A 10,575-nucleotide genomic window follows, 5' to 3' on the forward strand; every position below is an offset into this window, starting at 1 on the left:
CGGGAAGGAGCCCGGCCGCTTATGACACGGCGAGCAGGATCCGCAGCCGCCCCGACTCCAGCCGTGCGGCCAGGGCGTGTTCGCTCCGTCGGACCGCCGCCGCGAGGGGCAGTGCCACCAGCGCGCCCACCAGCAGTCCGGCCGCGGCGTCGTGGGGGTAGTGCGCTCCCACCCAGACCCGGGAGACTGCCATCAGCAGCGCGGCGATCATGGCGATCATCCCGAGACGGCGTGAAGCGAACAGCAGGGCGACGGCGGCGGCCGCCGCCAAGGTGGCGTGGTTGCTGGGGAAGGACCAGTCACCGGGCGCCGGGCATGCCTCCAGCGTGAGGACGTGCAGGCTGTGGCAGGGCCGGTCCTCGCGCACGACCAGCTTGGCGAGCGCGCTCACCCCGAACGCGGCCACCACGATCACAGGTGCGGCCAGGGCGCCGACCGCCCTGCCGCCGGGCCTCCTGCGGGCCTGCCACCAGGCCACCACCATGAGCAGCGCGAACAGCGCGAGCCCGTACGCCGACCAGGCGGTCACCAGGCTGTCGAGCCAGTGCGGGGAACGGCCGGCGAGCCTGGTCACATCGAGATAGACGGACCCGTCGACGCCGGATCCGTCGAACGCGGAAGCCTTCATCGCGCGCCTCCGCCCTGGGCACCGGCGGACCGCCGGCCACGCCGCAGTTCGAGCGCCACCGGGACGAGGGAGACCACCACGATCGCGGCGACGATCGGCAACAGGTAGCGGTCGACATCGGGCACGGAGGAGCCGAGCCCGTAACCGGCCAGCACCAGTCCCACGGTCCACACCAGGCCGCCGGCCATCTGCCACAGGACGAAGGTCCGCGTCGGCACCTTCAGCGCTCCGGCGAGGGGGTTGAGGACAGTGCGGACGATCGGCAGGAAGCGGGCCAGCGAGATGGCCTTGGCGTGCCCGTACCGCTCGAGGAGTTCCGCGGCCCGTTCCGCGCCCTGGTGCAGCCTCGGCGACCCGCTCCGGGCGAGCAGGGCCGGGCCGGCACGGCGCCCGATCAGGTAGCCCGTCTGCGCGCCGGCCAGGGCTCCGACGGCGGCCGCGAGGAGGACCCACGGCAGTGACAGCGTCGTGGACGCGGTGGAGGATCCGGCGCACAGCAGACCGGCGGTGAACAGCAGCGAGTCGCCGGGCAGGAAGAACCCGACGAGCAGGCCGGTCTCGGCGAACATCACCACCGCGATGCCGATGGTGCCGAACATCGCCAGCAGCGACTGCGCGTCGAGGAGGTTCACCGCCAGTTGTGAGGCGGCGAACGCGGGTGCGGTCATGGACCGGGGCCCCTCTCATAATGGAATGGGCAAGGCGCGGGCAGGGCTCGACTTCGTCTACATTTCAGTAGACGGTCTACTCGACTGTAGACGATCGTGGGGAGAGGACGGTTCCATGACCGACACCGAAGGCGACCGGCGACCCGCCGGCGAGCTGGAGGCGAGCGTGCTCGCGGCACTGTGGGCGGCCGGACAGCCGCTGACGGCGGCCCGCGTCCGGGAGGCGATCAGCATGCCGCTGGCCCGCACGACCGTGGCGACGATCCTCGCCCGCCTCTTCGAGAAGGGCACGATCGGCCGCCAGGAGGCGGGCCGTGGATTCGCCTACTTCCCCACCCAGGACGCACACGGTCTCACCGCCCGCCGCATGCACCGCGAACTCGACCAGGGCAGCGACCGGACCACGGTCCTGGCCCGCTTCGTGGACCAGCTCAGCGCCGAGGACGAGGAGGTCCTCCGCGGTTTGCTCGAGGGGGACGGCCGGTGATCGCCCTCCTGCTCCTCCCGCTGCTGCTGCCGATCGCGCTGCCGCCGCTGGCCCGGCGCGTCGTCGGGAAGGTGCGGCCCGACATCGCCCTGTGGACGGTCACCCTGGCCTCGGCGGCCCTCGCGACCGGCGTCCTGGCCTGCCTGGGCGCCCTGCTCCTCCCCCTCGCCCTGATGGTGCCGTCGCTGGCCGCGCTCGCCGAGCTGGTCCGGCCGGTCGAGGCCGGCCCCGCCACCCTCGTGGAACTCGCCTCGGCGCTCGCCACGGGAGCCCTGGCGGTCGCCGCGGCGGCCGTCGTGCGGGCCGCCGTGCGCGAGGCGGGCCGGCTGCGCTCCGTACGCGCCGACCTGGTCGGGCACCCGGAGGCCGGGGGTCTGTGCGTGGTCGAGGACGACCGCGCCGACGCCTACGCGCTGCCCGGCACCGGATCCCGGCCCGGCCGGGTCGTCGTGACCACCGGGATGCTCCGCGTCCTCACGCCCGCCCAGCGCGAGGCGCTCCTCGCGCACGAGCGGGCCCACCTGGCCGGCCGGCACCACGTCTTCCTCCTCGTGGGCGGGCTCGCCGCGCGCTGCCACCCCGCCCTGTGCCCGGTCGCCGCCACCATCTCACTGGCCGCCGAGCGGGCCGCCGACGAGGCCGCCGCGGCCGTCGGCGGCGACCGTACCGTGACCGCTCACGCCATCGGCCGCGCCGCTCTCGCCACGGGCCGGTCCCGCGCACCGCGCCCGGCCTCCGCTCCGGGCGCCGGCACCGGTCCCGTCCCGGCCCGCGTCAAGGCGCTCCTGGCCGCCGCCCCGGTACGGCGGATCACCCCGGTGGTCCTGGCGATGGCCCTCCTGTGCGGCACGGCCGCCGCCTCGTCCCTCGCCGGCGCGGCCTCGCTGCACCACAGGGTGGAGATCGCCCAGGGCGAGCGCCCCGGCGACCCGGGTCCTCCGCCCGGCCGGCCCTGACGCGGCCAGGGCCGGCCGACGGCAGGGACCGGATTCTTGACGCGGCACGGGCGGCCCCCCGGATCGCGCAGGCCGGTCCCGCCCTACTCACCCGTTCGGCGCCGGACATGGCGCGGCGGGCCGAGGCACTCGCCGACGTCAGCGCGGCCGGCCGCGCGGCTGCCGCCAGTCGCGGAGCACGACCTCGGCCGTGGTGACGGTGGCGACGAGCGCGAGGGTGTGGCGGATCATCGCCGCGGTGTAGTCGGCGGGCACTCCCGCGATGGCGTCCGCCGGAACGACGGCCGTATAGCCGAGGTTGACGGCGTCGAAGACGGCGTTGGGTATCGCCACGTTGGCGGAGACGCCGGTGATCACCAGGGTGCGGCAGCCGAGGTTGCGCAGGAGGCCGTCCAGGCCGGTGCCGGCGAGCGGTGAGAGTCCGTGCAGCCGCCGTACGACCAGGTCGCTGTCGTCTACCGGGATCGGGTCGGCGACGCGTACGGCCGTGGTGCCCGCCAACTGCTGTACGGGCAGCCGCTCGGTTGCGCGGAAGAGGCGGGCGTTGCGGCCGCTGCCGCGGCCGTCGGGGCGGCGCTCGGCGACGGCGTGCACGACCTGGACGCCCGCGGCGTGCGCGCCGGCCACCAGGCGCGCGGTGGTGAGCAGGGCTCCGGAGGTGCGTGCGGCGGCGGCGAGTTCGGGGAGCGCGCTGTCGGGGCCGACGATCCCGCTCTGGCATTCGACGGTCAGGAGCACGGTCGTGGCAGGGTCCAGCGGCTCGGCGTGTTCGGGCGGCGCCATGGGCTCCCCTCGCAGCGGGTCATGGCGGATCGTCGCGGGTGGATGGCGGGTTCCGGGGCGGTGCCGGATCGCGTGAGGTTAACGGGCATTGCGCCGTGAGGGAAGAGGCCCCATGCTTCCTGACACCTAGTCAGGTACGGGAGGTGTGGAGATGGCCGCCACCCAGCGGCGGGGCCGCCGGATCATGATGACGCGGGCGGAGCTGGACGCCTTCCTGACCGAACGGCGCACCTGCCGGGTGGCGACGGTCGGCCGGGACGGCCGGCCGCACGTCGGCGCCCTGTGGTTCGTCTGGGACGGGGGCGCCCTGTGGCTGTACTCCCTCGTCCGCAGCCGGCGGTGGGCCGACCTGCGGCGGGACCCCCGGCTGGCGGTGGTGGTCGACGACGGCCGGGAATACGGGGAGCTGCGCGGCGCCGAGCTGTCCGGCACGGCCGCGTTCGTCGGCGAGGCGCCGCGCACCGGTCTGCGGTGCCCGGTACTCGATCCCGTCGAGGCGCTGTTCGCCGCCAAGTACTTCGGCCTGACGGTCATGCCGCACGACGGCCGGCACGCGTGGCTGCGGCTGACGCCGGAGGCGGTGGCCTCCTGGGACTTCCGCAAGCTGCCGGACGGCTGAGGCCGGCGGCTTGCGCTGTCAGTGCGGCGCCGGGCGCCCGGACACGGTCTCCCCCGCCGCCCGCAGCGCCTCCACAGCGGCACGGATCGAGGGCCTGCGGTCCGCGTCCGTGCGCCAGATCGCGTAGACGTGCCGGTGCATGGTGTGGCGTACGGGCACCACGCGCACCCCGTCGGGCACCGGGCCCCGCCCGAGCCGCGGCGCGACCGCGACACCGAGGCCGGCCGCGATCAGGGCGAGCTGGGTGTGGTGCTCCTCGGCCATGTGGGAGATGCGGGGTTCGATGCCCTTGCCGCGCAGCGTGAGCATCAGCCAGTCGTGGCAGAACTCGCCCCGGGGCCAGGAGACCCAGTCGTCGTCGGCGAAGTCCTCCAGGTCCACCTCCCGCCGGTCGGCGAGGGGGTGGTCGGCGGGCATCGCCACATCGGCGAGGTCGTCGAGGATCTGGGCCTTGGCCAGGCCGTCCGGCATGGGCAGCGGCTTGTTGTACCAGTCGAGGACGACGGCCAGGTCGATGTCACCGCGCACCACGCGGGGCACGGCCTGGTCCGGTTCCATCTCCTCCAGGCGGGCGCGCAGCTGGGGGTGGGCGCGGCGCAGCTCGGCGAGGGCGGCGGGGAAGAGGCCGCGGGCAGCCGTGGGGAAGGCGCCGAGCAGCAGCTCGCCGACCGCCTCACCACGCTGGGCCTCCAGGTCGGACTGGGCGAGCTCGACCTGGGAGAGGATCCGCGAAGCGTGATCGGCGAGGAGCCGGCCGGCGTCGGTCAGGCGTACTCCGCGGCCCTGTTTGGCCAGCAGTTGCTGGCCGGTCTCCCGCTCCAGCTTGGCGAGCTGCTGCGAAACGGCCGAGGTCGTCACATGGAGGCCGTCCGCCGCGGCGCTGACGGAGCCATGGCGGGCGACGGCGTTGAGGGTGCGCAGACGGTCCAGGTTCAACATGTAAGGGATGCTACGCGATAGTGCGCAATTTTATTCGCTTGTCCTAACTGGTATGGACCCTCATTGTTATGCTCATGCGCACCACAGGCACCACTGCTCCCGTCGGCCCGCCCGCCCCGGCCTCACCTGTTTCCTCCGCCACCTCTTCCGCGGCCTCCCCTTCCGCGCCGGCGCGCCCCGGCCTGGACTGGCGGATCCGCTTCGGTGCGCTCGCCCTCATCTGGGGCTGCAGCTTCCTGTTCATCAAGCTTGGCACGGACGGCTTCGCACCGCCGTACGTCTCGCTCGGCCGCATGCTGTTCGGCACGGCCGTGCTCCTCGCGGCGCTGGCGGTCAAGCGGGAGCGGCTGCCGAGGCGGGCCCGTACCTGGGGCCACCTGGCCGTCGCGGCGTTCCTCCTCAACGCCCTGCCCTTCACGCTCTTCGCCTACTCCGAGGTGCGCATCCCCTCCACGCTCGCCGGCATCTGCAACGCCACGACCCCGCTGTGGGGCATGGTGCTCTCGCTCGTCGCGCTCTCCGAGGACCGGCCGACCCGCCGCCGGTTCGCCGGCCTGGGCATCGGCTTCCTCGGCGTGCTGACCGTGCTCGGCGCCTGGCAGGGCTTCTCCGGGCAGGACCCCGTGGGCACCGCGATGGCGCTGGTCGCCTCCGCCAGCTACGCGGTCGGCTGGATCTACGTCCGGCGGACCCTCTCCTCGACCGGCGACTCCCACCTGTCGATGTCCGGCGGCCAGCTGCTCCTCGGCACCGTCCAACTGGCCGTCGTCGCCCCGCTGCTCAGCCCCCTGCCGGTCTCCTTCCCCACCGTCCCACTGCTGGCGATCCTCGCGCTGGGCGCCCTGGGCACGGGACTGGCCTTCCTCGTCCAGTACGGACTGGTCGCCGAGGTCGGGCCGACGACCGCCACACTGACGACCTACTTCATCCCGCTCGTCGCCACCGTGGCGGGCGTGCTCCTGCTGGACGAGCACCTCACCTGGAACACCCCCGTCGGCGCCCTGATCGTGCTGGCCGGCGCGGCACTGACCCAGAGCAAGGGCCGGCCGAGGGCCAAGCGGGAGCGCGGCGCGGCTCAGTCGTAACGCCCCGCGGACACCGGGCCGGTCACGGACGCCAGCGCGTCCGCGACCGGCCCTATCTCTTCCATGGCCAGCGGCGACACCGTCAGCCGGACGGCCGGCGGCGAGGCCAGCCGGAAGCGGGCGCCCGGCGCCACCGCCCATCCGGCGTGCAGCAGCCGCGCCACCGTCGCGGCCTCGTCGGGCACCGGCAGCCACACATTCATCCCGCTCCGGCCGTGCGCGGCGATCCCCCGCTCCCGCAGCGCCGCCACGAGCGCGTCCCGGCGCCGCCCGTACGAGGCCGCCACCGCCGGCGCGTCCACGGCACCGCTCCGCCACAGGTGCAGCACCGCGTCCTGGAGTACATGGCTGACCCAGCCGGGCCCCAGGCGCTGCCGCCCGCGCACCCGGTCCACGGTGACCTCGTCGCCGGTCACCACCGCGAGCCGCAGGTCCGGTCCGTACGCCTTGGCGACGGAACGCACCACCACCCAGTGGTCCGTGGCTCCCGCCAGGGGCCGCAGCGGCAGGTCGACGATGCCGTGGCCGTGGTCGTCCTCGACGAGCAGGACGTCCGGGTGACCCGCGAGCACCGCCCGGAGCTCGCGCGCGCGGGCCCGGCCGATCGCCGCTCCCGTGGGGTTCTGCGCGCGGTCGGTGACGATCAGCGCCCGGGCGCCTTGGCGCAGGGCCCGTTCGGTGTCCTCGGGAAGGGGGCCGTCGTCGTCGAGGGCGACGGGGACGGGGCGCAGGCCGAGCGCCGGGACGAGGTCCAGGAGGCTGCCCCAGCCCGGGTCCTCGACCGCGACGGCGTCGCCGGGCCGCAGATGCGCGCTCAGAACGCGCTCGATGGCGTCCAGGGCACCGGAGGTGACCGCCACCGGGCCATCCGGCACCCCCTCCTCCGTGAAGGCGGCGCGGGCCAGCCGCTCCAGCTCGGTGTCGACGGCGGGGGCACCGTAGAGCACCGGCCGCTCGGCGGAGCGGGCGGCCGCCGCGGCGAGGGCGTCACCGAGCGGGGGCAGCAGCGAGGGATCGGGATTGCCGGTGGAGACGTCCCGCACGCCTTCGGGGGCCTCCACGCGGATCAGCTCGCGCTGGGTGCTGGCCGGGCGCTCGCGCACCCGGGTTCCCCTGCGGCCGGCCGTCTCGACCACTCCCCGCTCGCGCAGGCTGCGATAGGCGGCCGCGACCGTGTTGGGATTGACGCCCAGCTCCACCGCCAACTCCCGCAGCGGCGGCAGCAGTTCGCCAGGAGCGAGCCTGCCGGCACCGACAGCGCGCTCCACGCTCGCGGAGATGTCCGCTGCGCGTCGACCTTGGATCCGATACTCTCCTAGCACAAAGTCAAGTATGCACTAGTGCAATGGAGAGCGCAATGTCTGTTCCCGTCACGGCGTCCGCAGCGGACACGACCGCCGCGTCCTTCGAGCCGACCGAGCGGACCGCCCTGACCCGCCACCGCGAGCGCGGCTCCTACGACCGCGAGCTGATCCACTCGATACTCGACGCGGGATACGTCTGCCACCTCGGCTTCGTCCGCGACGGAGCGCCCTTCGTCCTGCCGACGCTCTACGGACGCATCGGCGACCGCCTCTACGTGCACGGCTCCACCGGCTCCCGCCCGCTGCGCGACGCGGCCGGCACCGAGGACCCCGGCATGCCGGTCTGCGTCACCGTCACCCACCTCGACGGCCTGGTCCTGGCCCGCTCGGCCTTCAGCCACTCCCTCAACTACCGCTCGGTCGTGGTGCACGGCACCGCCCGCCAGGTGACCGACGAGGCCGAGGCCCGCGCCGCGCTCGACGCCCTCGTGGACCAGGTCGTGCCGGGCCGCTCCGCGGACTCCCGGCCCGCGTCGCCCAAGGAGCTGGCCGCGACGGCGGTGCTGCGCGTCGACCTCACCGAGGCGTCCGCCAAGGTCCGTGACGCCGGCCCCGGGGACGACCCGGAGGACATCGCCCTGCCCCACTGGGCCGGCGTCGTCCCCGTCACCACCGTCCACGGCCCCCCGGTCCCGGCCGGCGACCTCACCCCGGGCATCCCCGTGCCGGACTACCTCACCGTTCGGTGACCGCCGGGGCGGCCGGGCCGCGCGACTCGGCGACGGCCGGCGCCGCCACCGCACACAGCAGCACCGCGGTGCCCACCGCCGTCGCCGGGGTGAGCCGCTCACCGAGCACCGCGACCGCGATGACCGCGGCCGTGACGGGTTCCAGCAGGGTGATCAACGAGACCGTGGTGGCCCGCACCACGACCAGCCCGGCGAAGAACAGCCCGTAGGCGAGCGCGGTGGGCACCGTCACCAGATAGGCCATCAGCCCCAGGGTGCGGCCGAGCCCGCGGGCGTGCGGCCACAGACCCTCGGCCGCCGCGAGCGGCAGCAGGCACACCGTCCCGACCGCGAAGGACGTCACCGTCGTGGTGAACGGGTCGGCTGCCCGGCCCTCCTGCTCCAGGAACCGCGCGTAGAGGGTGACGACCGCGTAGCCCGCGGCGGACAGCAGCGCCAAGGCCACGCCCACCGGCCGCACCACACCCGTGGCATCGTTGCCGAGCATCAGCACGGCCAGCCCGGCGAACGCCCCGGACACCGCCAGGACGCCACCGGCGCCCAGCCGTTCCCCCATGAACAGCCTGCCGCCGAGCGCCACCAGCACCGGCGCGGCACCCAGCGTCACCACGGTGCCGACCGCGATCCCGGTCCCCTCCACCGCCCCGAAGTAGGCGACCTGGAAGACGGTGAGGCCGATGCCGGTGACCAGGACGCGCCCGGCCCGGCGGCGCGGCGACTCGTACGGGCGGTGGGTGCGGGCATGCGTGCGGACCGCGCGGCGGCGGCGCGGGACCCACACCGCCAGCAGCAGCAGGAGTCCGCCGGCCGTGCGCCAGAAGGTGAGGGCGGCGGGGCCGAGCCCGCTTCCCGTCATGACCAGGTCGGCGACGGCGCCGGTGGTTCCCCAGGAGGCGGCCGCGAGGGCGACGTAGAGCAGTCCGCGGCCGACGGGTATGCCGGCAGCGGCCGCTGATGAGGACGGTGCCGAAGTGGCAGGCGAGGACAAGCGACAAGAAGGCATGACTGTTCTCCCGCGGAAGACGAGGTGATCGCGTGGTCCCGCGTGCGGGCAGCGGCGATCCGCCCGGGGGATGTCACCCCGGGCCCGGTCCTCCGGGAGCGGCCGCCCGCGCTAGGCGGCGGGAGGCGGCAGAACGGTCATCGGCATGATCGCGACCCTACGCCGACCGGGAGCCGGCCGACAACTTCCCCTTGGCGTCCGCCGGAACGGCGGCGGCCCCGGCCACCGGCGCCTCGGCGGCCGCCTTGGGCGTGGAGGTCTGCGCGATGAGGGCGCCCAGCAGCACCACGGCACCGCCCACGATCTGCGGAGCGGAGAGGTGTTCGCCCAGCAGCACCCAGGCCAGGACGGTCGCGATGACCGCCTCCAGGCAGGCGACCACGCCGGCGACCTGCGGCGAGAGCCTGCGCACGGAGACCACTCCCGTGAGATACGCGGCCACCGTCGCGATCAGGACGATCCAGGCGAGCAGCAGCGCGGCGGGCACCCGGGTGCCGTCCATCTCGGCGCTCCCCGCGAGCACCTGCCAGTCCATGGACCAGGGCCGCGCGACGGCGGTCAGCAGGAGGGCGCCGATCAGCAGGCCGTACGCGATGACGCCGACCGGGTCCGCGGGCTCCTCGCCGTCGCCGCCGTGGTCGGACAGGACGAAGTAGCCCACCTGACAGCAGGCCGCGCCAAGAGCCAGCAGCAGACCCGCCATGTCGAAGCCGAGCCCGGACCAGACCTCCACCACACAGGCGAGCCCGCCGACGGCCAGGACCACGCCCGCGGCCGCGGCCCGGCTCACCGGGCGGCGCTGGACGAAGCGGACCCAGCCGAGTACGAGTGCGGGGGCCAGGTACTCCACCAACAGGGCCACGCCGACGGGTATCCGGGATATCGCGGCGAAGTAGCACGCCTGGACGCCCGCGACGGCGAGCAGGCCGAAGCCTACGAGCAGCGCGGGCCGGTGCCTCACCAGGGCGCGATGGCGCCAGGCGACGGGCAGCATGACCAGCGCCGCCCCGGCCACCCGCAGCCAGACGACGTGCAGCGGATCCAGACCGGCCAGGATCAGCGGCTTGGCGGCGACCCCCGACCCGCCGAACGCCAGCGCGGACACCAGAGCGAGCCCCAGGCCCGCGTTTCTCCCCCGAGACACCTCAGACGCGTGCATCCGATCATCATGTCAGCCGATGTCATGAGCGTCACCCCCATTGCTCATGACGTGAGACGGGACCGGGTCGGTCGCCCCGGCCGGACCGGCGCCAAGGTGCGCGAGGAGCGGGTCGAGCTCGACGCCGGCGCGGCGCAGCACCTCCGCGGCGCGGCACCGGCCGTCGCCCGCGAGCGCGGCGAGCAGGTCGAGCCC

General features: G+C 74.7%; 13 protein-coding genes. 6 read left to right on the forward strand and 7 right to left on the reverse strand.

The annotated features are described in order from the left end of the window. Positions 1–19: 19 nt before the first annotated feature. Entirely contained in the window at positions 20–628 is a 609-nt protein-coding gene (locus tag J7E86_RS27745; RefSeq protein ID WP_215085434.1) for a phosphatase PAP2 family protein, read from the reverse strand. Then, positions 625–1,296 carry a DedA family protein gene (locus tag J7E86_RS27750; RefSeq protein ID WP_215085436.1) on the reverse strand — a complete coding sequence of 224 codons (672 nt, stop codon included), beginning with the start codon at positions 1,294–1,296 and terminating at the stop codon, positions 625–627. Before J7E86_RS27750 ends, J7E86_RS27745 begins: the two co-directional genes overlap by 4 nt. Positions 1,297–1,411: 115 nt before the next feature. On the opposite strand from J7E86_RS27750, the gene J7E86_RS27755 reads away from it, so the two are divergent. Continuing rightward, positions 1,412–1,783: a BlaI/MecI/CopY family transcriptional regulator gene (locus J7E86_RS27755; RefSeq protein ID WP_215085438.1), complete on the forward strand. Its 372-nt coding sequence runs from the start codon at positions 1,412–1,414 to the stop codon at positions 1,781–1,783. Continuing rightward, positions 1,780–2,739 carry a M48 family metalloprotease gene (locus J7E86_RS27760; protein WP_215085440.1) on the forward strand — a complete coding sequence of 320 codons (960 nt, stop codon included), beginning with the start codon at positions 1,780–1,782 and terminating at the stop codon, positions 2,737–2,739. The genes J7E86_RS27755 and J7E86_RS27760 overlap by 4 nt, the downstream gene beginning before the upstream one ends. A 138-nt stretch (positions 2,740–2,877) precedes the next feature. Here the strand turns inward: J7E86_RS27760 and J7E86_RS27765 are convergent, their stop codons facing one another. Beyond that, positions 2,878–3,522: a cysteine hydrolase gene (locus J7E86_RS27765; protein WP_215085442.1), complete on the reverse strand. Its 645-nt coding sequence runs from the start codon at positions 3,520–3,522 to the stop codon at positions 2,878–2,880. 151 nt (positions 3,523–3,673) lie between these two features. On the opposite strand from J7E86_RS27765, the gene J7E86_RS27770 reads away from it, so the two are divergent. Continuing rightward, positions 3,674–4,141 carry a pyridoxamine 5'-phosphate oxidase family protein gene (locus tag J7E86_RS27770; protein ID WP_215085444.1) on the forward strand — a complete coding sequence of 156 codons (468 nt, stop codon included), beginning with the start codon at positions 3,674–3,676 and terminating at the stop codon, positions 4,139–4,141. Between the two features lie 18 nt (positions 4,142–4,159). On the opposite strand, the gene J7E86_RS27775 is transcribed toward J7E86_RS27770, so the two are convergent. After that, the gene (locus J7E86_RS27775) at positions 4,160–5,080 is read right to left on the reverse strand and encodes a LysR family transcriptional regulator (RefSeq protein ID WP_215085446.1); all 921 of its coding nucleotides are present in this window, start codon (positions 5,078–5,080) and stop codon (positions 4,160–4,162) included. 74 nt (positions 5,081–5,154) lie between these two features. Between J7E86_RS27775 and J7E86_RS27780 the strand changes: the two genes are divergently transcribed. Next, complete coding sequence (locus J7E86_RS27780) at positions 5,155–6,165, forward strand: DMT family transporter (protein ID WP_215085448.1); 1,011 nt, start codon at positions 5,155–5,157, stop codon at positions 6,163–6,165. Here the strand turns inward: J7E86_RS27780 and J7E86_RS27785 are convergent. Beyond that, entirely contained in the window at positions 6,156–7,487 is a 1,332-nt protein-coding gene (locus J7E86_RS27785; protein WP_215085450.1) for an aminotransferase class I/II-fold pyridoxal phosphate-dependent enzyme, read from the reverse strand. The genes J7E86_RS27780 and J7E86_RS27785 overlap by 10 nt on opposite strands. Before the next feature lie 35 nt (positions 7,488–7,522). Between J7E86_RS27785 and J7E86_RS27790 the strand changes: the two genes are divergently transcribed. Continuing rightward, entirely contained in the window at positions 7,523–8,218 is a 696-nt protein-coding gene (locus J7E86_RS27790; RefSeq protein WP_251019778.1) for a pyridoxamine 5'-phosphate oxidase family protein, read from the forward strand. Here J7E86_RS27790 and J7E86_RS27795 read toward each other — a convergent pair. Both J7E86_RS27795 and J7E86_RS27800 read right to left on the reverse strand, forming a co-directional pair. Further along, entirely contained in the window at positions 8,205–9,221 is a 1,017-nt protein-coding gene (locus tag J7E86_RS27795; RefSeq protein WP_215085454.1) for a DMT family transporter, read from the reverse strand. The two genes, J7E86_RS27790 and J7E86_RS27795, sit on opposite strands and share 14 nt — an antisense overlap. A gap of 157 nt (positions 9,222–9,378) precedes the next feature. Next, complete coding sequence (locus J7E86_RS27800) at positions 9,379–10,380, reverse strand: DMT family transporter (protein ID WP_215085456.1); 1,002 nt, start codon at positions 10,378–10,380, stop codon at positions 9,379–9,381. Between the two features lie 9 nt (positions 10,381–10,389). Here J7E86_RS27800 and J7E86_RS31710 point away from each other — a divergent pair. Continuing rightward, positions 10,390–10,575 (forward strand): hypothetical protein (locus tag J7E86_RS31710; RefSeq protein ID WP_215085458.1); only part of this gene is annotated, 186 nt, incomplete at its 3' end.

Source organism: Streptomyces sp. ISL-11, from assembly GCF_018614525.1.
Lineage (GTDB): Bacteria > Actinomycetota > Actinomycetes > Streptomycetales > Streptomycetaceae > Streptomyces.

Bases quoted from the DNA above. Each gene is read 5' to 3' on its own strand.
- J7E86_RS27745 (WP_215085434.1), bottom strand. From the start codon at position 628: ATGAAGGCTTCCGCGTTCGACGGATCCGGCGTCGACGGGTCCGTCTAT.
- J7E86_RS27750 (WP_215085436.1), bottom strand. From the start codon at position 1,296: ATGACCGCACCCGCGTTCGCCGCCTCACAACTGGCGGTGAACCTCCTC.
- J7E86_RS27755 (WP_215085438.1), top strand. From the start codon at position 1,412: ATGACCGACACCGAAGGCGACCGGCGACCCGCCGGCGAGCTGGAGGCG.
- J7E86_RS27765 (WP_215085442.1), bottom strand. From the start codon at position 3,522: ATGGCGCCGCCCGAACACGCCGAGCCGCTGGACCCTGCCACGACCGTG.
- J7E86_RS27770 (WP_215085444.1), top strand. From the start codon at position 3,674: ATGGCCGCCACCCAGCGGCGGGGCCGCCGGATCATGATGACGCGGGCG.
- J7E86_RS27775 (WP_215085446.1), bottom strand. From the start codon at position 5,080: ATGTTGAACCTGGACCGTCTGCGCACCCTCAACGCCGTCGCCCGCCAT.
- J7E86_RS27780 (WP_215085448.1), top strand. From the start codon at position 5,155: ATGCGCACCACAGGCACCACTGCTCCCGTCGGCCCGCCCGCCCCGGCC.
- J7E86_RS27790 (WP_251019778.1), top strand. From the start codon at position 7,523: ATGTCTGTTCCCGTCACGGCGTCCGCAGCGGACACGACCGCCGCGTCC.
- J7E86_RS27795 (WP_215085454.1), bottom strand. From the start codon at position 9,221: ATGCCTTCTTGTCGCTTGTCCTCGCCTGCCACTTCGGCACCGTCCTCA.
- J7E86_RS27800 (WP_215085456.1), bottom strand. From the start codon at position 10,380: ATGCACGCGTCTGAGGTGTCTCGGGGGAGAAACGCGGGCCTGGGGCTC.